We start from the raw sequence: 21764 nt of genomic DNA on the forward strand, positions 1-21764 counted from the left end.
ACTATAGAAAATCAGCTCTAAATCTGCCTTCGAAATACTGAAACCTCACCTTTCCAGGAAACAAAATATCTTTAAAATCAACATTGGAAAGCACCATACTGACCCAGCCAGCAAGGTCAGCAGGCAATATATAGGCATTTTCATGTCCATTCACAGATATCAGAGCCATTGGAGCATCATCTTCACCAAACATAACATCCATCACCTTATAGGTTCTGGGCCGATCGGTGATCCTAAGACGAGGGCGGAATAGGTTTTTAGAATCGCGCAAATCGCCCATATGCAAAGGGTCATCGCTTAGCAATTGAAAATGCTCCGTAAGGCTGTAGCAGCAGAAGGCGTTGAATCTTTCCGCATTATTAGCGCCAAGCTCGTGGACCTGAGCGGCACTATCGAAACTGTTGAGGTACTTTAGCAGCGCAATTAAAACGACAAGGTCATCAGAGAAACCGCTTCCATAAACCTTGTACCAGCATTTATCATACTGATTCAACACTCGACATAATTTTTTATACAGTTCGAGCCGCTCATCATTTAGGTTGAACCACTCTACATCAAAAAGGTTCTTTTTAATCTCATCCTCTCGCGACTGATAGGTAAGTTAATCACGAATAGCTTTCATGAGTTTTGCCACTATTCCAACAAGCATGTCAGCCATTCTGACACCGAAGCACTCAGAAGAATCAGCTTCACGCACCCTATCAAAACCAAGCCGTTCTGCAGCAGCTCTAGTATTCTCTTCTTGATCAATGACAAGCGTGCAGCTATCGACCTCATTATGCTCGCTCAGATATAGACCAAATCCCGCAAGGGGCGCATAGTATTCCCACTGATAATCATCCAGCGGCATCACACGGTCCATAACTTCCAAGATCGATCTGCATTGATCCATTTCGGTCCACTTAAGCTCTGGATTCGCTTTGTCATCTTCGATTCTATTTATGAGAAAGCACCGTAAAGCGTCTAGTAAATCGTCGGGCGATTGGTATATCGCTTCAACTACTTCGAGGGGCCTATATTGAACCAATAGCTTTGCAAGAGAGTACTTCATTAAATCGGCATTAAAGCAAGGTTGGTTTTGATATTGGCTGAACAGTCTATCGACAAGAAATTCGACCTTACTTGAGAAGGAACAATAGACATACATTTCTCTATCAATCAGATCGAGATAATCACTGATCAAGCGCGCGTTGTGTTGAGAAAGGGATTTAAATCCATATTTGAAATGGCTCTTTTTAAGAACGGTGCTCTTTAACTCCTTAGCGTTTGGAGAAAGATACTTTTTCTCGAATTCACAATACTGGGCAGCCAAATCGGATTCCCGCCGGGAGTCCCACCCTACTATTGCAACAACAAATCCATCGTAGAATTCATCGGCTTTGACGGTCTCGAGATTGAGTGAGCGACTATGCTGACTTTCGTCGTAGTAGAAATTGTAATCAGACACCCGTGATCAATCTCCGATCCATGTATGAATAGCGCGACGATAGCAAACACAAACGTTCGTTGCCTTTTTCAAATAATAATTGCTACTGATATATTGTCTTAATAATGTACTGATAGCTAAGTGATTCTAAGTCGAGCTGCTGAGGCGTTTTGGTAAATTTCACCCGAAAGCCTCCTTGAACACGGATCCAAGAGAATCCGGTTTAACTCCTAATGCCGAAGCTGCTTCATACTCGCTATAAACACCTAAAGAAAGTGCTCGATTTACATAGGCGCAATACAAGGCCCCATGGAAATCAACCATCTTCTTTTCGTAAGGCATATACCCCATGGCGCGTCCAGACTCTTGAGCTTTTGCTTTCTCTCGCAAACTAGACTCAATGGCTTCACGCCGAAATAAATCCAATAATTCCTCATAGTCAGTGCGGGACATTTGACCGATGTCGTATACACGCCTTGCAACAACATCACGACTAATAGAGTATTTATTTGCTATCACATCAAACGAATGAAAGTCAGAAGGATTAAGCCCATTATTTATTTCGTGAAGTGCAGTCTGTCTGGAAAAAAGAAACTCACCAGCAACTGCATTGCAATATACCTCTTCGGCATCATCGCATTCAGCATTTATACAAGAACAGGTGGTTGATTTCCTGTAGCATAGGTGAATCATCTCGTGTAACAAACTAAAACACTTCGCTGGCCATCGATCCGACTGATTTACCGCCGCAATTGGGAGCATCTCAAAATAGAGAGATATGCCCCTCGCCTCATCGACAGATGGCTCTGAAAACTGAGCAACGCAAATGCCGCGTTCTTCCAATAGAGAACGAAGACTCTTATACAAAACTCGCGACGAAGCAGAAGAGATCTGGTTGCTAAGCGGATAATCAATCCAATCTCGCAAACGCTTGGCAGCCTCAACAATATCGCTCTCTAAATAAGGCAAATCACAGCTTAGAATTTCGGGACCCGTCTTTTTTGCTAGCTCCAAAATATCCTCACGGCGCAAGAGCAAATCTTCTACGGCAAGGTTCAACGCACTGTCATCGGAATAACTTGGTTTATATCCAATTCGCTTGTTGGAAATTGGAGGTTTTCGCGTCTCTTTCAACTTATTCGGTTCAAGATAGAGTCCCGCCAATGGGCAAAGCAACACATTAGCCATAGCTTCGGCTTGATTGATTGTCGGATAATCACCAGGATCACCATGCTCCCAGCCCCTCAGCTGCGTAATGGAGATTCTGACTTTAGCAGCAAGAAAGTCTTCGGAAACTCCCCTTATGACACGAAGACGCTTTAGAGTTGCACCATTAATTAGGGCGAGCTGAAACAATAGATCCCTCATTTAAACTTTGAAAGATGTTTTTACTCATTTTAGCAAATGAGAGCTAATGTGCATGTCAGGTGTTTCCCCGAAATCGATTATAACCAGTCCAGCTAATTCACCTTGGAAACATATCAAGCCCAGTAACTGTCAAACATATAAATACGAGTTAATCCGTAAATAACAAACGCCATGCTCCAGACAGTGAGTACTTAAGAAAAATTACTACCTGTCGCCATAACGACACCTAATGATTAAAGCAATTCGATAGTCATCATTTATAAAAATGCGAGCAACGTCACTGCGATCACGACGCACGAAACGCCAACAGGACTCATCACCCGCAACAAAAGACACCGGGACTTTTGGCCCCGGTGTCCCGAATAACATCTTGATACAAAACACAATCAGTCAAGAGGCTACGGTTCAATCTAAGTTGAGTAGCCCATAAGACATGAGCCCATTCCGCTAATCTAGCTGAAATATCTTGTACACCTCAACCGCCAAGCAGAAGACCCCGGCGAAAACTGCAGCGAGCATAGATTTAACCGTTACCGCAGTGATGACCCCAGCAATAATGGCTGGAAATAAAAGCATCGAGAAGAATACCAACGCACCAGATCGCACAGCCAACCAAATCCGAAACCGAGCGCGAATACCGATGACACCCATATGAGCTCTTGCGGCCAAATAGCGAAAGAACATAATACGCACCCCAACCAAATTGCGACTTTTTCGGCCTCAATGCAGAGGCTACTTAGCAAACTGCTCGAGAATAGAACTCAGGCACTTGGCTTGCACCTCAAGCGTCTGGTTAAACTGCTGTTTAATGAGGTCGGTCATGATTCCCTCGCTATCGTAGCGCTGGTACAACCTAGCGGAGTTTGCCAACGTAGACATCATCACGCTCGTAAGCTGATCTACATAGCTCATCTTTGCCGCAGCATTGAAGTATTCGACTGCAATGCGAATGCTTTCTACCTGGCCACGCTTAAACTCCCTAGAGCACCTATAAGTCCACGTAGCATTTACGACCGCGTTCAGCACCTCCTTCGTGAGCTTGATTTCGGTATCCGTTACTGGTCCAAGCGATATCGCTCCCATAGCAACCACCCTGCCTTCCGTCGTTTGCCCTGTCTACATAATGCCGCGGGCGACCGAGGTATTGAGTGACGAAGCTGATCAAGTCCAGTGAACCAAGTACATGAGCCAACCGAGAAGCAGATACAAAGTCCGCGACAAAGCACTCAGGTTTCGCTTCACTTTGTAGTACTTTGTAAGTTAATAAACGGAAGGATGTCTCTCAGGTCATCGCAGCACTGGCAGCAGTGGGTCCAAGACGACCGATCTGTCCCCGTAGTATTAGAGGGAGACACGCAAACGGTAACTGCACCGCTGCCTCTCACGGATGCGTCGTTATTCGAGTTTCCAACAAACACAATGTCTTGGGGCGAAACGCTCAGATCGCCCGCGACCCTGCTCACAAATCTGCGCTTACCCTCGTAGTCAAAAGGACTAATGCGGATGCCATCAACAACGCCTTCAGAATCAAACAGAAACTGATTGGACTTGATTTCCTCCACGTAGCAAGCAAGGTCACCAAGGGCCGCGCGTATAAACTGCCTCTCCGAGCGAGAGACAATCCAGATCAGAACGCCCGCATCGTTAAGCACCTTAAACACGTCACAAATACCCGGAATTAGCCGAGTGCCATTTCCGATGCGAGTGATGTCATCTTTGGTAATACGCGCTTCCCTGAATAATTCCGTAGCCTGCTGAAAATAGCTTCGCCTATCATCAGCATCGTGAGAATAGTGCGCAAGGATATTCTGGAATCGGGCTTTATCTTGGCCAGATTCGAGCCAGATATAACGAAGGCTACTGTCAGCATCGATCTTGGGCAAAAGAGTGCCCACAAAATCAAACACAACTGCAACAGTTTTTCCAGAAGGACCAGCGGCGTTATCGCTAGTTAAAGGCAACGGGACCATCTTTCTGCCCATACGCCAATAAATCTCTAACAACGCAGGAATATATCGCTGCATATCCCCCTCAAACACGGAATACGACTCAACCGCATCCCATGCTTACGTATTGGAACAGTCCGAAAAAACGCGTTCAAGAATTATAGGTCCAGATGAATCACTGACCCTAGGAGCAATGAATGACAGTAGCAAATTAAAATACGATGGACCTGGCAAATTTCTCCCCGACACCCAGGTCCGGAAAGCACTCAATAATATGCCAGCATCGCTATCAAGATGATCGAGCTTGATATTATTGCTCTCAACAACCAAACGAAGAAGCTTGGAAAACTTACAAGTCCACTCTTCATCTCGCTGGCGACGTCCGCGCCTCGTCATTAATGACCCCCTAAACGCAAACCTTTATGCATACTGCTTTCGATACCAAATTAATTGTTTATGGAGTAAATAACCGAAGAGCATCCATTGCCTTATAAATAAACTCCAAATGCAAAGCAAGACTATTGTGAATCGCCGCAAACAAACTTCTTAAGTCGTCGTTTAATGCCGCAAAGTATGCCGCGAACTCGCCGCCAGAGAGAAGAACGGAAATCCCACTTGACCATGAGATCCGGGATGGACAACCCCGCAGACACGTCATTCAAGAACTCGTCGCGCCTTGGATAGGGCGCGACAGAACGGACGAGGCTGGGGTTGCCCGCGATTACCTCCTCAAGCGTGGCCGGGCCGTTTACAGTGAGCCCAAAGATAGCCTTGAATGCCCGCTCGCCCTTCTCCGTATTGCATAGGACGGCGGATACGCCCTTGGAGTAGTCGACCTCGGGATGAATATTCTGAAAACCCCAGAAGTCGCCAAGCGTGATATCGGCACCGCTCGAGCGCTTTACAGGACATGCGAGACAAGATGAACGAAGGCTTGCGTTGGCCAAGAAAGCCTTCATGTACCAGTCCTTCCCAAACACCTGGGACTCGGTGTCCTCGGTGTTGTCTTTCTCCGCTATGTGCTTGTACATAGCGGAGTAAGACAACCATCCGGTTGTCTTACTCCGCATATTTACGTCGCAGACATCCGACCCGAAGCCCTCAGCGCGGTAGTCTACCCAGCGCGACCAGAGTTCGGGAGAGGGGACACCGTGGCAGATAACGTCGACGGACAGAAAAAGATCGCCGTCGGCGAGGCCCCCGAGATACCCCCTCATGCCTGCGACCTGGCAGGAGGTGCCGGCGAAGAGGACGCATCGTCCAGAACGGATTACATCGCGTACGCCCCTGTACGCCTCTTTCCCGACGGAGCTCTGCACGTATTTGGAACGCATGACGGCATCGAGACCAGCTTCGTTGTCGACGAGCACATGGCGGACAGCCCGGCATCCCTCATCGAAGGCCGCGCCGCAGACGACGCCGCCATCGGCAAGCACCTTGCGAGCAAGGAGCCCGAAAATACCACCGGAAGAAGACCGCTCAAGCAAATCTGGAGAATCGGCCTTTGCCCACGATATGGATTGCAGCAGGTCATCCCGGTGCTCACCCAACGCGGGACAGGCCCGCTCACAGGCGCCACATCCGACGCAAATATCGGAATCCACTATAGGATAGGAAAAACCAAGTCTGTCACGCTTCATGAAGATACACTCCTTGGGACAGACGGCAGCGCAGGCGCCGCAGCCACAGCAAGTGTCACCAAGAGCAGAAATAGTCGTATTTGACATAGAATTATCCTAACGAAGGAGCGGAAGACGGGTGGTAATCCCCGCCTTCTCATTTGAATCGAGCACGAATAGCCACATGGCGACTGTGAAAAACACGGTGTAAGCCGCACCCCACGCGAGAAACAAAGGCCAGCTCACAACAGGCAAAAAGAAGCTTAGTGACTTGCAGACGACAAGGACAGATGCGGCCGTCAGCGCTACCGGTAGGTTACGCTTCCAGAAGAAAGCCATATCGAGCCCGATGCGGTTCTGGTAGTACCAATTCATGAAGAGACCGTTGCCTAGCGCAATGCTCACAATGTAGGCGATAGCTGGAGCCCAGTAGCCAAGATACGGAGAGGCAAACCAGGTAAAGGCGACATTCAACAAGGACATGCAAAGGTAGACGACGCTACGTGCTTTGTGCTTGTTCTTGGCACGCTGAATCTCAATACCAGTGTTCTGACAGAGTGGGACGCCGACGGGAAGCGTCATCGCACAGATGAGATAATACGCATCGATGAACCCTGCGCCCGCCCACTTGGTAATAAAGAATCGGCCCAAAAGAACGAATCCACAATAGACCCAGCAAAACAGGAACATCTGGTAGCGGCCAACGCGTGTCATTAGCCTAGTAAGCACATCGTTGTCATTGGATTCGGCAACAATGCGGTTAATCTTGGGAACGAAGACGCTCGACATGGTGGTCGAAAGCGAGTAGAAAACTTGCCTTATCTGAAGCGACACCGCAAACACAGAGACCGTCACAGCGCTTGCAAGTGCGCCGAGCATCATGTTGGGGACACTCTGGTTGATGAGATCGCAAACTTGGTTCACAAAAATCCAAGCGGAGAACGACGCGATTGCCCGAAAGAGTGCCGTGTCGAATCTCTTGAAGCTGAACCTCATACCGAGTCTAAAGTAAGCGAAACGAGCATTAAGCAAGAGAAGGATAACAGTGACGGACAGCTGAGCAGTTGCAACGCCCACGGCACCCATGCCAGCACAGAGAAGCAGAAACGCTATGCCAGGAGTTGCCAGAGTGGTGAACATCTGCCTGGTCTGCTGATACTTGAACTGCTCATGCGCGATGATATAGGCATCGAAGACGGTGGAGAACAACGTACACGCCACATTGACGGCCATAATCGCCATGAGCTCCCCGGCAAGTCTTACCTGTCCGGAAGTGAAACTTCCCGAAAAGAACGTTTCCACGTTTGCGGCGAAAAGCAGCCCCAGCGAAAGCGCGACAGCGCAAACGGCAAGGTACAGCATGAGGTACATTCCATTGAGTGAGCGGATGTCATCCTCCGTGCCATGCGCGTTCCTCTGCGTATAGAAGCGTACATATGCCTCTGAAAATCCAAACGTGAGCAACGTAAGCGAAAACACGAACGAATTCGAGGTTTGGTAAACACCATAGTCAGCCTGCCCCACAAAAGAGAGAAGCATAGGTGTGTAGATAAGATTCACAAGGTTCTTGACGATGATATTCAAGTAGCCAAGAATAGCCCCCGCTTTACGTTGGCTAGTCACGAGCAACACTCTCCAAAGCGCAAGCTAACCAATTTCTTGAAGATTCACGTAACATCGCAAGTCGAGAATCAACATCATCCCAATCGGTACCAAAAATGGATTTAGGTCCGAAAGAAGACTCTGAAGAGCGATGACCTACGAGGCCAAAATTTGAACAAAGCGTGTCAAAACGGGAAGACATATCAGCGTCAGTACTAACACGCTCGAAAATTGCAAGCGGTTTGTGATGCAGAAGCGCAAAAACACTGGCGTGAAAGGAATCGGTACAAACAAGATCGCTATGCGAGATAAGCCAGACGAATTCGGAAGGTCCAATTTTCAGCGATTTATCCATTACGTCAATAATCGCAATGCCGCGAGAAGCCGCAAGCTCTTCAATCTTCGCATTGTTAACGTCGTTGCCGAGAACATATTTGAATAGGTACGGTTGATCGCAGGCGACGCCCTTGGGTTTGACGGAGACAGCTTCCCAATCAGCGGCGCCGAGCAATAAAGTCGGATCAAGAACAACAGCCACATCGCGACCGGTGAGATCGCGCACAATATTGGAGCCAGCGGATTCACGTACAGAAATGGAACAAATGCCATTAAGCAGCCTAGCGGTCTCATCCCTGTTCGAAACGATACTGCTCACCCCAAAACTAGCGGCGTACGCAATCTTCTTTTCAGAAGCAACCATCGGAAGATACTCAAGCTCACTGTTAAAGACAAAATCGGGATTCCAAACTTGATCGGAGCCGATAACAAAACATGAATAAGAATCAAGCAAACCCGGAGAAATATATTCCTTTGTAACCGTACCATTTGAAAAATTGATAAAACTGTTGTTAAAGGCCCTGAACAGCGAATTACGGTCATTGATATGTCTCAAAAGACTCATGCATTTCTTAAAGTATTTAGCTTTAGATGATAGTGGGCCCATAATTGAACCATCACGTCGTAGAGACTCAACTTGGCAGCCATAGTCTTCAAGAACATGCTGAAGTGCGTAGTTTTGAAGCCTATTACCGAAATTAACACTTTGGATTGTAAGTATTCCAACTTTCATAATATAACACCAATCAATTATTGAAACCCGAACGGGCGAGAACGGAAAAAACTAGAACTGCGAGCTTATTAATTTCTGTAAATTAAAGACGGCTTTCTCCAACCAATAAGCGCATTTAATGCGTCCCTTTAGTAAAAGTAGAATGGAAGGTATCAAAATTTGAAAAGGCCCCAAGACAGCACTAGGAAAGTCGCTTAGTTTAGGATTTGTCTCCAGGGCAGCAAGCGCATCAATCCAGAGATCTTGAAACTTACTAGCAAAGACATCATTAAGGCGAACAAACCGTTTGAATTGATTTGAAATCTCGGCCGCGAGAACGCGATTGCCCTCAGACTGGGACAAGAAATTTGCAGTAATTAATTGATTTATTGCAAGCGAATAATCGACCAGCCTGGCTACGTCTGTCTCGCGGAATATGCCCGTAGTCCCAGATGCATCAAGATCCCAGCAATACAACGGAGTATCAGAAAGAGATACGGTGCCGCCAGGAAATACGGACAATAAGGCAATGTTGAACAACCTATCCTCTGAAAATTTTATTCCAGCCGGAAACAACAATTTATTCCAAGGGCTTTTTAATGAGAATTCCAGCAATAAATCCCTACGATAAAGTCTCGACCAAACAGCATTAAATTGATACTCATTAGAATATGGCACGCAATCAAAATTGAAATTGAGACATGCTTCCCTCAAGTCTCCAAATGACAAGGCGCTCACAGCCCGCAGCGCACGTTTGCCACCAAAGTAACGGTTGGTGCCAATCTGAGAAAAGCTATGTACAAACGGAAACAAAACGATTTCCGATCCAGAATTCATGCCTTGTTGAACGGCAGAAGACACATCCGGCAGAAGAAAATCATCCGCATCAACAAACATAATCCAATCACCGGTTGCGGCGCGAAATCCAACATCACGCGCGACGGACCTACCGCTATTCGATTGCTCAATCAAATTGACGCGCTTATCGAATGAAACGATGCTGCGAACCATCTCTGAAGTAGAGTCGGTTGACCCATCATTTACAACGATCACTTCAAGCGAATCAACGTCAATAGTCAATACGCTTTTGATTGCACGCGCAATCGTTTTTTCAGCCTGATATGCCGGAATAATCACGCTTAGAGAGGAGTCGACAAGCATACTCCCTCCCTATCATTAAGTACGCTCTTCGAACTTTGACCCAGGGCTAGACTTATGCCGATAACTGTCCAAATTAGCAAACCGTATGTAAAGTTGTTTTGAGTCAAGGACACCTCTAGGCACTCGTGAACCAACATCGCAAGAAGGAGAGAGACGCCCACACGGGAACTGAAGTCGCCGCATTCTACGAGTTTCCCTCGAATCATCCAAAATAGACAAAGCAGAAGTAGTAATCCCACGACACCGGACTGAAGTATTGTCTGCAAATACATATTGTGAGAAGAGAAATCAGTGTTATAAATCATTGAAGGTGTCATCTGAAGCCCTAAGCCTAGAGCCTCATTTCCATGAACCGCCAATAAAACCATCTTCCACACAAGCTCTCGCCCGCTAAAAAAGTTTTTATTTAACCACTCGCGAGATAGGGATTCCAATTGAAATCCGAGATTGGTTCCATAAAGAGATGGATAGACGATTGAAAATGTTAAAACCCCAATTAAGATACAGATAAATACGGCATTCGTCAGAAAACGCGCACCAGATTCATCTCTATTCTTTAATGCCAATACTAGGATAATAAAAATGAGGCAAGTCAGAAGTGCCGAACGGCTATTCGTAAAGCTTAAAAGAATGCCGCAGAGAACGAGTGACAAGACATGCAGGCTTTCTAATTTCATTTGGCAATCTAAAAAAGTAATAGCAATAGCAGCCAAAATGACAACAGCAAAGCCATTTCCGTGCCCATAAAATGCGGAATAGTAATTTGTAATCCTCCCGCTAACAAACCAGTATGCTAAACACAAACTCATAAGAACTAGCATAATTAGGAACAATCGATGGACGTTCCTGCCTGTCCATTGATAACGAGAAAACGAGATAAGCGTCAAAAGAAATAAAGCTGTTTGAATTAATCTCTCTTCACCTTTTTGGCCGAAGCCAAAATAAAGACCCAGTAAATATAAAAACAAAGCAGCTGCGGAAATCAAAAGACCGATATCTAGCCTATTCCCTTTAATTCGCTTTGCGCTTACCAACATATATAAAAGCTCAAATACAATCACGGCACAATAAAGTAGCGAAGTCAATGGTGCCATCACCTTTATTGGCAGCAACAGAATGCACCCAAGGATAAGAGCCATCAATATTGACTCTTCCCATAGCCCTTCGTCTCGTAGGCCGTTATATGAGATGTTATTTGGAGACAAACTATTCTCCTTTAGCATTTTCGATTTCCGATCTGCTTTGCTGGGACGCCGCCCACAATGCTATACGGTTTGACATCCTTGGAAACAACAGCTCCAGCAGCGATTATCGACCCCCCCCCCAACGGTAACTCCTGGAAGAATGATCACGCGCCTTCCTATCCAGACGTCATCACCGATAACTACGGGGCGATAATCTTCATAACCTTGGTCAATCATCGGGATATCGCAACGGTCGTGCTGGTGGTTGCGGGTTAGAATGCAGCATTCAGGCCCCATCATCACATTGCTGCCAATAGTGACTGGGCCAAATACTTGAGAATCAACGCCAAGGCTCGATCGATCACCAATCGTCACATGTTCGTCAAACTCGGCGCCGCTCTCGATATTTACAGCCTGTCCAATGGCGCATCCCATCTTTCTGGCCCAAAAAACTCGAATTTTCATCGATGCTCTAGAACGACGAGAAACAGGGAAATGCTTTCCGAAAGCGCAATATAGCCCTCGAAGTAACTTGGTTTTCATCTAATACGCACGCACACTTTCGTTTGAATCATAAATATACTGAATACGACGGAAGCATGACGTGTATTCATATGCCTGGGTTACATAGGCGCGCCCCAAACAGGAAAGTTCTGTCCTGCGCTCGGGGTCGTCGGCCAGTTGTTCGACAGCGTTTGCGAGAGCCTCATCGTCACCGCGCCGTACCACGATGGCGGTCTTGCCATCATCACACGCTTCCATAAGGCCGGGGATATCCGAAATCACAAGAGCAGTACCGGAAGCCTGCGCTTCGACAGCAGAAACGCCAAAGCTCTCGCTCTCGCTCGGAACCAAAGCGACATCAAAAGAAGCCCATTCGCAAGCTGCGTTTTCCTGAGTGATAAACCCGAGCCATTTACAATAACCATCCATGCCAAGAGAGCTGGCAGTATCTCGAAGATATTTCTCCTGCGTACCAGCCCCAGCAATGCGAACCTTAAGGTTGATATCAGGTCTATTGCGGTGCACCAAACTGCATGCGTGAAGCAGAGTCTCTATTCCATATTTCGACTCAAGACCTTTTACCGTTCCGACAACAAATCCCTCATGCGGAACCGCCTTATCAGGATTAAACAGGCTCATATCAACACCAAAAGGCGTAATTGCAATCTCTTTGGATGTGTATTTATGAGTTTCAACGGCCATGGCTCGGCTGGTTGACATAATCCAAGTTGCTTTATCTAGAGAACGTTTTAATATGGCTTTATGCAAGAAAGACTTATGCGGAAATTCATATACATCGCTGCCCCAGACAGAAAGGTAGTAAGGACGTTTGCACGCAAACGAACAAATAGTTCCATAGCTTGAAGCATAGTGTGCGTGAACGATATCAGGATTTACCTCTTTAATAAGAGCCTTTGCTTGGGAAATGGTTCTAAAATAGGACAATTTTTGAATATCAGAGCCCAGGCGCTCGCTGTCATTAGAAAGCCAGTGAACAGACACACGATCGATTGTACCGGCATTTCCAGCAAGCGGCTTTTCTAAGCTTGCGACGTGTACATCATAGCCTACAGAAGAAAAGTATGAACACCATTTTATGGTATGATAATTGTTACAATTAGCAAAATACAGAATCGTATTCTGTCTGGCTACACCGGACTTCCCGATCAACTTAATCCCTCTTAAACAAATCCCTCGTATACACCTTGTCCGCCACGTCCGCGAGCTCGTCGCTCCAGCGGTTGGCGACGATCACGTCGCACTCCGCCTTGAAGGCCTCCAGGTCGTGGGTCACCTCGGAGCCGAAGAACTCCGGCGCGTCGAGCGTGGGCTCGTAGACCACCACGGGCACGCCCTTGGCCTTCACGCGCTTCATGACGCCCTGGATGGAGCTCGCGCGGAAGTTGTCGGAGTTGGACTTCATCGTCAGGCGGTACACGCCCACGACAGGCTTCTCCTTGCCGGCGTACACGCGGTCCCACACCATCTGGAGCACCTCGTCGGCGACGAAGTCCTTGCGGGTGCGGTTGGCCTCGACGATGGCCTCGATCAGGTTCTGGGGCACGTCCTTGTAGTTGGCGAGCAGCTGCTTGGTGTCCTTGGGCAGGCAGTAGCCGCCGTAGCCGAAGCTGGGGTTGTTGTAGTGGCTGCCGATGCGTGGCTCCAGGCAGACGCCGTCGATGACGTCGCGGGTGTTTAGGCCCCGGACCTCGCAGTAGGTGTCGAGCTCGTTGAAATAGGCGACACGGAGGGCAAGGTAGGTGTTGGCGAAGAGCTTCACGGCCTCGGCCTCGGTGGTGCCCAGCACCAGCTCCGGGATGCCCACGGTGCCGTCGGCGTTCACGCGCTCCAACTCGGCAGGATCGGCACCCTGAGCGAGCAGGCCGGCGAACTTCTCGGCGGCTACAACGGCCTCGGCGTCATCCTTCGGCGCGCCGACCACGATACGAGAGGGATGCAGGTTGTCGTAGAGAGCCTTGCTCTCGCGCAGGAACTCGGGACTGAAGAAGATCTTGCTGTCGCCCAGCCTCTCGCGAAGGCCCGAGGTGTAGCCGACGGGGATGGTCGACTTGATGACGATCCAGGCGTCCGGGTTCACCGAGCGCACTGCGGCGATGGCGGCCTCGACGGAGCTCGTGTCGAAGAAGTTCCTGTCCGAGTCGTAGTTGGTGGGCGTGGCGATGACGGCGTAGTCGGCGCCCGTGTAGGCCTCGGCCACGTCGACCGTGGCGTGCAGGTCGAGCTCGCGCTCCCCCGCTTTAGCCTCCGCCAGGAAGCGCTCGATCTCGTCGTCCTGGATGGGCGACTCGTAGTTGTTGATCTTCTCGACCTTCTCGGGCACGATGTCCAGCGCGTGGACCTCGTTGTGCTGCGAGAGCAGGACGGCGAGGGACAGGCCGACGTAGCCGGTACCGGCGACAGCGATCTTTAATTTTTCAGTCATAAAACGACTCCTGAGAAAAATTGAAATTACGGTTCATAACTCGTAGCTAAGATTTACTTTTCCTAAAGAATCCAAAAGCTTCGGTAACGCAGGCACTCGGCGACGCAAAGAAAGCCTTGATCGCATAGCCGAACGCATCCACATATCGTCGACTACGCTTCATTGCAAATGCCAAAACGGCGTTATGTCGAAACTCTATATAGTTGATATCTTTCTTATCGAGCTGTGGGTAATAACTTTGAACGACCTTGTGTCTCGCCACTTCGCCTTCGATCTTGTTGTTTCCCAGAGAAAGGCGCTCGCCAGAATGCAGATACTGATGCACGTGGACTTCTGGCATATAGCCAATACGCGCGCCAGCTTCAATACAACGAAGCATTAGCCACCAGTCTTGACCCGTAGCAACTTCGCCGAATCCCTCGGTCACGTCAAACAGACTCTTCTTTAGCATGTAGATTGATGTGGGTGCTATTGGCGTTAATAGATGCGCTCTGAGCAAACCCTGTTTTGAGAAATCATCACAATGATTGAGCCGGCGATGCTCCACGAGTTTACCCGACTCGTTATACCAAGAGACATCCTGCCAGCACATATCGAGGCCGTTTTCCAGCATATAGACAAGCTGCGTTTCGACCTTATCTGAGAGAAACTCATCATCATCATCAAGAAATGCCAAGTAATCGCCCATAGCTTGACGACATGCATAATTACGCGCGGAACCCCCGCCCGTACGACCAGCAGTATGGATAGTCCTTAGACGCGAATCTTCGCATGCTAAAAGTACTTTATTTGTTTCCTTATCCCACTTGGAATTCACTTCGTTGTCGTTAACGACAAGTATTTCGAGATTCTTGTAAGACTGATTAGAAATAGAATTTAACGCTTTTGTCAGCCGATCTGCCCTTTTATAAGTTGGAACAATAACGCTAACCAGAGGTCCATTCTCAATAGCCACTTATCGCCCCGTCCTCTTCCTGCCAAACATGGCACCAAAGGTGCCGGTAAAACATTTCCAATCCATGCGGAAGCATCGGTTACGCACGTAATGAAGCTCGATCTTTTGACGCAGGCCGCTCTCGAACGTCGCAGCGTTGCGATCGGTCGCCTGCCACAGGCCCGTGATGCCAGGCTGGACAGAAAGTAGCTCGGCCTTTTCCTCATCGGAAAAATGCTGCTCAAGTTCGTCTCTTGTAATGGGACGCGGTCCGATGACGGAAAGATCGCCGTTTAGCACGTTCAGGAACTGCGGCATCTCGTCGATGGAGCACTTGCGAATGAACTGGCCCACCTTAGTAATGCGGGGGTCGTCGTCGACCTTACGCTCGACTTCCCACTGACGCAGCTGCTCAGGGCTCAAGTACTTCTGCACGTTGCCGGCATCGGCGACCATGCTGCGAAGTTTAAGGATCTTGATAGCCTTACCGCCCTTGCCAACACGTTCTTGCGCATACACAGGGCTACCCGAAGACTCGAGGCGGATGAGCACGCACACGACAGCAACAGGAATGAACAGCACCACACTCACGCAAAGGCTGAAGACAAGATCAAACAGTCTCTTCAAGAAACGGTAGGCCAGCGTACCGCTCGGTTGTATCTTCTGAATAGCTAGTGTCTCCCCCATGGATGCGCTGCTTTCAGTCTTCTCTTCAACAGTCAAGTTCAAATTCACGTCCCTGTTCCCAGGACCCCCCCCCATCGATGAATTCAAAATACGAATGAATTACCAGTGCGACGTCCCCTTACGTTTTGCTGGGAACGTCCAACGGAAGCAGCTCCCTAAATGCGGAGTCGCCTTCGCCCACGTCCACCAGGCACCAGCGTTTATGACGGTCGATCTTCTTTACACGGGCCTCTTGCCCCACCAAGGGCCCCTGCTCTATGTGCAGCACGCCGTCTTCTATGCGGGCTACGCTGTTGCGCACCACGCCGTCGTCATCGAGCACGCTGCGGTACCAGTCCTGCGCATCGTCCGGCATGGGCGCATAGGCCCGCTCCCCGCTGCCGGCAATGCGGCAGCCAAAGCTCAACTGGGCCAAAGCCCTATCGAGCAGGGCGGCATCGCGCGTGGCGACGAAGAAGTATTCCTTGTACATGGGTTTGGTTTGGAGTGACCAGGCGCCGTCCCGCTTAAACCAGAACTCCTTTTGCATCACAAAAGCGTCCTGCATCAGCTCGTGCGGGATAATGCGGCGGACCTTTTCACAGGTCTCGCGCTCTTTTCCATTGGGGGTGTGGACCAGATACCAGTGGACGCGGCCGCGCTGACTGTTGGTGATGGCGCCACTAAAGGCACCGGGCAGCTGCTCTTGGCGCCGCATTGTCTGTTCCATCTCTCGCCCCCTTAACTTGAATCCGCGACGCACGCGGATGCAGGGGCGTTAAGAACAGGCTTCTCGCTCGCAGCTAGGCGCAGTCGCAAAAGTACAGGTTTTTGTATCTTTCGACGAAGCTCATTATACGAGCAAACTGCTCGCGTTTTCCCAGATTACACAAAATGCGCCGCGAATAGGCGCATCTCCATACGCCTCTACAAAAACCTGTACCTTTTTGCACAACAAAAAAGCCGCTCTAACCAGCGGCTTTTCTTCTATAGACAACAAAAAAGGCGACCGCCCTATAGGACGATCGCCTTTGTTAATTCTTGTATTGTTTGTGCTAGGCGCGAGTTTTGATCTCCTCGGTCACCTTGGCAACAAACTCGTCAACGCTCATCTGAACGGTCTCGTTAGAGCGATCGCGGACGGAGATGTTGCCGGCCTCGACCTCCTTCTCGCCCAGGATGAGCATGTAGGGCACGCGGTCGATGCTGCGGGCCTCGCGGATCTTGTAGCCGATCTTCTCGTCGCGGTCGTCGCAGACCACGCGAATGCCAGCTTCCTCCAGCTTGGCGCACACCTCGTGGGCGTAGTCGCGGCTCTTCTCAGAGACGGGAAGCGCCTTGACCTGCACGGGGGCAAGCCAGGTGGGGAACTTACCCGCAAAGTGCTCAATCAGAATACCGATGAAGCGCTCAATGGAGCCAAAGCACACGCGATGCAGCATGATGGGGCGCTTCTTGGTGCCGTCGGCGTCCACGTACTCCAGGTCAAAGTTGAGCGGCATCTGGAAGTCGAGCTGGACGGTACCGCACTGCCAGGTACGGCCGAGCGAGTCCTCCAGGTGGAAGTCGATCTTGGGGCCGTAGAAAGCGCCGTCGCCCTCGTTGACCTCGTAGTCCATGTGCAGCTGCTCCAGGGCGGTGCGCAGACCCTCCTCGGCGCGAGCCCAGTCCTCGTCCGAACCCATGGAGTCCTCGGGGCGGGTGGAAAGCTCAACGTGGTACTTAAAGCCAAACTTTTGGTACACGGAGTCGATGAGGTTGACCACGCCCACGATCTCGTCGGTCAGCTGGTCGGGACGCACAAACAGGTGGGCGTCGTCCTGGTTAAAGCAGCGCACGCGGAACAGGCCGTGCAGGGCGCCGCGCAGCTCGTGGCGGTGCACCAGGCCAATCTCGCCGGCGCGAATGGGCAGCTCGCGATAGGAATGCGGCTTGGAGGCGTACACCAGCACGCCGCCCGGGCAGTTCATGGGCTTAATGCAGTACTCTTCGTCGTCGATGACGGTGGAGTACATGTTGTCCTTGTAGTGGTCCCAGTGGCCCGAGGTCTTCCACAGCTGCTTGTTCATGATGAGCGGCGTGGAGATCTCCACGTAGCCGGCCTTGTGGTGGATCTCGCGCCAGTAGTCCAGCAGCGTGTTCTTAAGGATCATGCCGTTGGGCAGGAAGAACGGGAAGCCGGGGGCCTCGTCGCGCATCATAAAGAGGTCCATCTCGCGGCCGATCTTGCGGTGGTCGCGCTTCTTGGCCTCCTCCAGCATGTGCATGTGCTCGTCGAGTTCTTCCTTGGTGGCAAAGGCGACGCCGTTGATGCGGGTGAGCATCTTGTTGTCCTTGTCGCCCTTCCAGTAGGCGCCCGAGACGCCGGTGAGCTTAAAGGCCTTGAGGGCCTTGGTGTAGCAGATGTGGGGGCCGACGCACATGTCGATGTAGTCGCCCTGCTGGTAGAAGGTGATGCGGGCGTCGTCGTCCAGGTCGCCGATGTGCTCGACCTTGTACTTCTCGCCGCGCTCCTCCATAAGGGCGATGGCCTCGGCGCGGGGCTTCTCGTACACGGAGAACTTGAGGTTCTCCTTGACGATCTTTTTCATCTCGGCCTCGATCGCGGGGAAGTCGTCCTCGCTGATCTTGACGCCCTCGGGCAGATCGACGTCGTAGTAGAAGCCATTGTCGGTCGCGGGGCCGTAGGCAAAGTCGGCCTCGGGATAGAGGCGCTTGATGGCCTGCGCCATGATGTGCGCGGCGGAGTGACGGATGACGTGCGTGACCTCGTCCTGCGGGAGCTCGGCCACCGAACCGTCATTGTAGAGTGCCTTCATGGGTATGTTTTCTCCTCTCGGATGCCTGATGCAAGTGCGTGCGATGCGCTCGGCGTTTTAACTTGCATCATTATAGGCAGGTTGCCTTGGTATACAAGCGCCCGCCGCACCTTAATGGCACGGCGGGCGATTTTCTACGCATGCTTCATCGTGTGGGGCGGGGCGGGGTGTGGGGCGCGCGTGGTTTGCGGCGTGCCCGTGGCGCGGGGCGATTGCGCAGGATGCGCGGTGCCCGTGGTTTGCGGCCGGCCCGGCGATGGATGCGTTACTGGATGCGAGTTCGGCAGTAGGGGCAGACCTTCCAGTGCGCATCGAGCGGGCGATGGCAGCTGGGGCAGACGTTGCGAACCTGCGTATCGCACACCGGGCAGACGACGAAGTCCTTCTCGATGGGCGCGCCGCACTGCGGGCAGGTGCCGTACTGGGCAAGCTGGCGCTCGCGCAGGGCCATGTCCAGCTCCTGCTCCTCGCGGTCGGACGCGTAGGAATGCGGGCGCAGGACCAGGTAGGCGATGAGGCCCACAAACGGGATGAGGGCGATGATGCCCCATGCCACGTAGGCGCTGGCGCCGCGGCGGCGAGCGTCGATGAACACATAGACGACCGACAGCACATACAAGGCGATGATAAAGCCAACGAAGGCATAGACGACGCCCATAAGCTGCGGCGACATGAGCTCGGAGATGTACTTGGACATTACGGGTACCTTTCGGAATAATAACAGTCCGGTCAAGTTTACCACGGGGTTTGTTTATATGGGACCACGGCTAGGGGCGGGGCTGGCGCGGACACAAACATCTCAATCTGTAACAGATACTCGGCAAATAAGGGGCCAGGTGTTACGGATCGAGACGAACGGGAGGGCCGCCGAGCAAACGTCTCGATCTGTAACAGCTTGGACCAAATTTCCTATCTTGCTGTTACAGATCGAGACACAGGGGCCCCTCCCCGACTTAAATCTCAATCTGTAACATCTTGGGCCCCAAAACCCCTCTTACTGTTACAGATCAAGATGAACGGTGAGCCCTCCGTTAAATATCTCAATCTGTAACAACTAGGGGTCAAAAACCCTTCTATCTGTTACAGATCAAGACATAGGAAAACGTCCAATCTCAATATCTCAATCTGTAACAATAACTCGGCAAAAACAGGTCTAACCGTTACAGATTTAGACATTCGAAACCAACTGATAGGTTCATCTAAATCTGTAACATCTAGACCCCAAAACGATCCCTAGATGTTACAGATCGAGACAGAAGATCTCTCCCTGGCTTTGAATCTCAATCTGTAACACGTAGGCCCGATTTCCCCCTCTTACTGTTACAAATCAAGACAAACGGAGGGGCCGTCTGGCAAACATCTCGATCTGTAACATCTAGAACCCAGTTCTTCTGCTTACTGTTACAGAACGAGACAAACCTCTGACACCAGGGGCGACAGACGATGTCACCGATGGTCCCGTGTCTCCCCTCGCCTGCCGTTGGCGGATACAGCAGGGCTGTTCGCCGCATTGCCGCTGCACCGGGGGGGTGTGCAGACCGTAGGATAGTCCTATTGACAGCCTGTCAACTCGTCTGGGAGGCACTGTGACGGAAACGTTTGATATCGCAATTGTGGGCGCGGGCATCACCGGGTGCGCCATCGCGCGGCAGCTTGCGCGGTTTGACCTGTCCATTTGTGTGGTCGAGGCGGCCAACGACATCGCGCTGGGCGCCTCGAAGGCCAACGGCGGCCTGGTGCACGCAGGTTACGATCCGGCTCCGGGCACGGTAAAGGCGCAGGTCAACGCCCGCGGTTGCGAGCTATATAGCACGTGGGCCCAGGAGCTTGGATTTTTGTTCCGCCGCACCGGGTCGATGGTGCTGGGTTTCAACGACGAAGACCGCGCACACCTGGAGAAGCTGCGCCAGAATGGCCTTGCCAACGGCGTGCCCGAGCTGGCGATCATTGGCCCCAAGCGTATCCGCGAGCTGGAACCGCGTGCCAGCGCCGACGCAACATGCGCGTTGTGGTGCCCTTCGACCGGTTACGTCGACCCGTTTGAAGTGGCCATCGCCGCGCTGGAGAACGCGGTTGCCAACGGCGTGACGTTTATGCGCTCCGCACCGGTGGAGGCCATTGAGGTTGCCGACTCGGATGACGGGGCTGCACGCTTTACGCTGGCAACGCCCGCCGGAGACGTGCGCTGCCGTTACTTGATAAATGCCGCGGGCAACGGAGCCGCGGACATCTCGCACATGGCCGGCGCCGAGGAGTTCCAGATGGTCTGGCGCCAGGGCAATATTGTGGTGCTGGACAAGGAGCCGCGTGCGCTCATGCCGCTCTACCCTGTTCCCACGCCGGTTTCCAAGGGCGTTATCGTCACGGGCACCGTGCACGGCAACACCGTAATCACCGCGACCGCCGCTGTACGCGAGCCGGGCGATACTCAGACCTACGCGACCGATGTCGACGCACTGCTGACCGGCGCGCGCAAGCTGGTGCCCGACCTGGACACGCGCCGCGTGGTGCGCGCGTTTGCCGGCGGACGCCCGGTCATTAAGGGAACAAACGACTTCTTTATTGGGCAGTCAGTCGTGGTGCCGGGCCTGTTCCAGGCGGCGTGCATTCAGTCGCCGGGCGTGGCGAGCGCGCCGGCCATTGCCGAGCGCATGGAGCAGGTACTGCGCGATGCCGGCGTGGTCCTGCGCGAACGGGACGATTGGGACCCGATACGCCGCGCGCCGGATGACTTTGACCGCGCCCCGCTTGTGCGCAAGGAAGAGCTCATTGAGTCCGACCCCGCGTGGGGGCAGATTGTCTGCCGCTGCGAGACGGTGCCCGAGGCCGAGATCGTGGCCGCGATCCGACGCCGCCCGGGTGCGGTTTCGGTCGAAGGCGTCAAGCGCCGCTGTCGTGCCGGCATGGGTCGGTGTCAGAGTGGCTTTTGCCAGAGCCGCGTGGTGGCGATCCTGGCGCGCGAGCTGGGCTGCGACCCTAGCGAGGTGTTGTTGGAGGATGCCGGATCCTGGCTGGTAGAGGGACCGCTGAAGGGGGTGCGCTAG

Annotated in this window: 19 protein-coding genes and 1 pseudogene; 1 reads left to right on the top strand and 19 read right to left on the bottom strand. The window is 51.5% G+C overall.

The genetic code is table 11. From position 1 onward, the window contains the following. Window position 1 precedes the first annotated feature (1 nt). The 19 genes and pseudogenes from I4W07_RS01375 to I4W07_RS01465 form a co-directional block, all read right to left on the bottom strand. Entirely contained in the window at window positions 2–493 is a 492-nt protein-coding gene (locus I4W07_RS01375; RefSeq protein WP_196025360.1) for a hypothetical protein, read from the bottom strand. A gap of 108 nt (window positions 494–601) precedes the next feature. Further along, window positions 602–1447, bottom strand: a complete 846-nt coding sequence (locus tag I4W07_RS01380; RefSeq protein ID WP_196025361.1) for a DUF3800 domain-containing protein — start codon at window positions 1445–1447, stop codon at window positions 602–604. A 159-nt stretch (window positions 1448–1606) separates the two neighbouring features. Then, window positions 1607–2782 carry a helix-turn-helix domain-containing protein gene (locus tag I4W07_RS01385; RefSeq protein WP_196025362.1) on the bottom strand — a complete coding sequence of 392 codons (1176 nt, stop codon included), beginning with the start codon at window positions 2780–2782 and terminating at the stop codon, window positions 1607–1609. 459 nt (window positions 2783–3241) lie between these two features. Beyond that, window positions 3242–3478: a hypothetical protein gene (locus tag I4W07_RS01390; RefSeq protein ID WP_196025363.1), complete on the bottom strand. Its 237-nt coding sequence runs from the start codon at window positions 3476–3478 to the stop codon at window positions 3242–3244. 48 nt (window positions 3479–3526) lie between these two features. Next, on the bottom strand, window positions 3527–3706 hold the full coding sequence (locus I4W07_RS01395; RefSeq protein ID WP_196025364.1) for a hypothetical protein: 180 nt from the start codon (window positions 3704–3706) through the stop codon (window positions 3527–3529). A 326-nt stretch (window positions 3707–4032) separates the two neighbouring features. Next, window positions 4033–4818, bottom strand: a complete 786-nt coding sequence (locus tag I4W07_RS01400) for a haloacid dehalogenase-like hydrolase (RefSeq protein WP_196025365.1) — start codon at window positions 4816–4818, stop codon at window positions 4033–4035. Between the two features lie 440 nt (window positions 4819–5258). After that, a complete protein-coding gene (locus I4W07_RS01405; protein ID WP_196025366.1) occupies window positions 5259–6467 on the bottom strand; it encodes a Coenzyme F420 hydrogenase/dehydrogenase, beta subunit C-terminal domain in 1209 nt (402 codons plus the stop codon). A 9-nt stretch (window positions 6468–6476) separates the two neighbouring features. Beyond that, on the bottom strand, window positions 6477–7982 hold the full coding sequence (locus I4W07_RS01410) for a lipopolysaccharide biosynthesis protein (protein WP_196025367.1): 1506 nt from the start codon (window positions 7980–7982) through the stop codon (window positions 6477–6479). Beyond that, window positions 7975–9030, bottom strand: a complete 1056-nt coding sequence (locus I4W07_RS01415; protein WP_196025368.1) for a polysaccharide pyruvyl transferase family protein — start codon at window positions 9028–9030, stop codon at window positions 7975–7977. The genes I4W07_RS01410 and I4W07_RS01415 overlap by 8 nt, the downstream gene beginning before the upstream one ends. Before the next feature lie 51 nt (window positions 9031–9081). Continuing rightward, window positions 9082–10170 (bottom strand): glycosyltransferase family 2 protein, encoded by a 1089-nt coding sequence (locus I4W07_RS01420; RefSeq protein WP_196025369.1) that lies wholly within the window; start codon window positions 10168–10170, stop codon window positions 9082–9084. Next, the gene (locus tag I4W07_RS01425) at window positions 10149–11375 is read right to left on the bottom strand and encodes an O-antigen ligase family protein (RefSeq protein ID WP_196025370.1); all 1227 of its coding nucleotides are present in this window, start codon (window positions 11373–11375) and stop codon (window positions 10149–10151) included. Before I4W07_RS01425 ends, I4W07_RS01420 begins: the two co-directional genes overlap by 22 nt. A 20-nt stretch (window positions 11376–11395) precedes the next feature. Further along, window positions 11396–11552 (bottom strand): annotated as a pseudogene (locus tag I4W07_RS09340) (DapH/DapD/GlmU-related protein); the annotation flags it as partial. Window positions 11553–11897: 345 nt separating this feature from the next. Then, window positions 11898–13028 (bottom strand): glycosyltransferase, encoded by a 1131-nt coding sequence (locus I4W07_RS01435; protein ID WP_196025371.1) that lies wholly within the window; start codon window positions 13026–13028, stop codon window positions 11898–11900. 1 nt (window position 13029) lies between these two features. Beyond that, the gene (locus I4W07_RS01440) at window positions 13030–14301 is read right to left on the bottom strand and encodes a nucleotide sugar dehydrogenase (protein ID WP_196025372.1); all 1272 of its coding nucleotides are present in this window, start codon (window positions 14299–14301) and stop codon (window positions 13030–13032) included. 46 nt (window positions 14302–14347) lie between these two features. Next, complete coding sequence (locus I4W07_RS01445) at window positions 14348–15256, bottom strand: glycosyltransferase family 2 protein (RefSeq protein ID WP_196025373.1); 909 nt, start codon at window positions 15254–15256, stop codon at window positions 14348–14350. Then, on the bottom strand, window positions 15257–15922 hold the full coding sequence (locus tag I4W07_RS01450; protein WP_196025374.1) for a sugar transferase: 666 nt from the start codon (window positions 15920–15922) through the stop codon (window positions 15257–15259). A 118-nt stretch (window positions 15923–16040) separates the two neighbouring features. After that, the gene (locus I4W07_RS01455) at window positions 16041–16631 is read right to left on the bottom strand and encodes a hypothetical protein (protein WP_196025375.1); all 591 of its coding nucleotides are present in this window, start codon (window positions 16629–16631) and stop codon (window positions 16041–16043) included. Window positions 16632–16956: 325 nt separating this feature from the next. Then, complete coding sequence (thrS, locus tag I4W07_RS01460) at window positions 16957–18720, bottom strand: threonine--tRNA ligase (RefSeq protein ID WP_055309551.1); 1764 nt, start codon at window positions 18718–18720, stop codon at window positions 16957–16959. A gap of 265 nt (window positions 18721–18985) precedes the next feature. Beyond that, a complete protein-coding gene (locus I4W07_RS01465) occupies window positions 18986–19417 on the bottom strand; it encodes a double zinc ribbon domain-containing protein (protein WP_055251579.1) in 432 nt (143 codons plus the stop codon). An 889-nt stretch (window positions 19418–20306) separates the two neighbouring features. Here I4W07_RS01465 and I4W07_RS01470 point away from each other — a divergent pair. Further along, window positions 20307–21764, top strand: coding sequence for an NAD(P)/FAD-dependent oxidoreductase (locus I4W07_RS01470; RefSeq protein ID WP_196025376.1), 1458 nt, complete (start codon window positions 20307–20309; stop codon window positions 21762–21764).

It is taken from the genome of Collinsella aerofaciens (assembly GCF_015670745.1).
GTDB classification, from domain to species: domain Bacteria; phylum Actinomycetota; class Coriobacteriia; order Coriobacteriales; family Coriobacteriaceae; genus Collinsella; species Collinsella aerofaciens_T.

Excerpts from the sequence above, each read along its gene's own strand:
- I4W07_RS01390 (WP_196025363.1), bottom strand. The coding sequence starts at position 3,478 with ATGTTCTTTCGCTATTTGGCCGCAAGAGCTCATATGGGTGTCATCGGT.
- I4W07_RS01395 (WP_196025364.1), bottom strand. The coding sequence starts at position 3,706 with ATGAGCTATGTAGATCAGCTTACGAGCGTGATGATGTCTACGTTGGCA.
- I4W07_RS01400 (WP_196025365.1), bottom strand. The coding sequence starts at position 4,818 with ATGCAGCGATATATTCCTGCGTTGTTAGAGATTTATTGGCGTATGGGC.
- I4W07_RS01405 (WP_196025366.1), bottom strand. The coding sequence starts at position 6,467 with ATGTCAAATACGACTATTTCTGCTCTTGGTGACACTTGCTGTGGCTGC.
- I4W07_RS01415 (WP_196025368.1), bottom strand. The coding sequence starts at position 9,030 with ATGAAAGTTGGAATACTTACAATCCAAAGTGTTAATTTCGGTAATAGG.
- I4W07_RS01420 (WP_196025369.1), bottom strand. The coding sequence starts at position 10,170 with ATGCTTGTCGACTCCTCTCTAAGCGTGATTATTCCGGCATATCAGGCT.
- I4W07_RS01440 (WP_196025372.1), bottom strand. The coding sequence starts at position 14,301 with ATGACTGAAAAATTAAAGATCGCTGTCGCCGGTACCGGCTACGTCGGC.
- I4W07_RS01450 (WP_196025374.1), bottom strand. The coding sequence starts at position 15,922 with ATGGGGGAGACACTAGCTATTCAGAAGATACAACCGAGCGGTACGCTG.
- I4W07_RS01455 (WP_196025375.1), bottom strand. The coding sequence starts at position 16,631 with ATGGAACAGACAATGCGGCGCCAAGAGCAGCTGCCCGGTGCCTTTAGT.
- thrS (WP_055309551.1), bottom strand. The coding sequence starts at position 18,720 with ATGAAGGCACTCTACAATGACGGTTCGGTGGCCGAGCTCCCGCAGGAC.
- I4W07_RS01465 (WP_055251579.1), bottom strand. The coding sequence starts at position 19,417 with ATGTCCAAGTACATCTCCGAGCTCATGTCGCCGCAGCTTATGGGCGTC.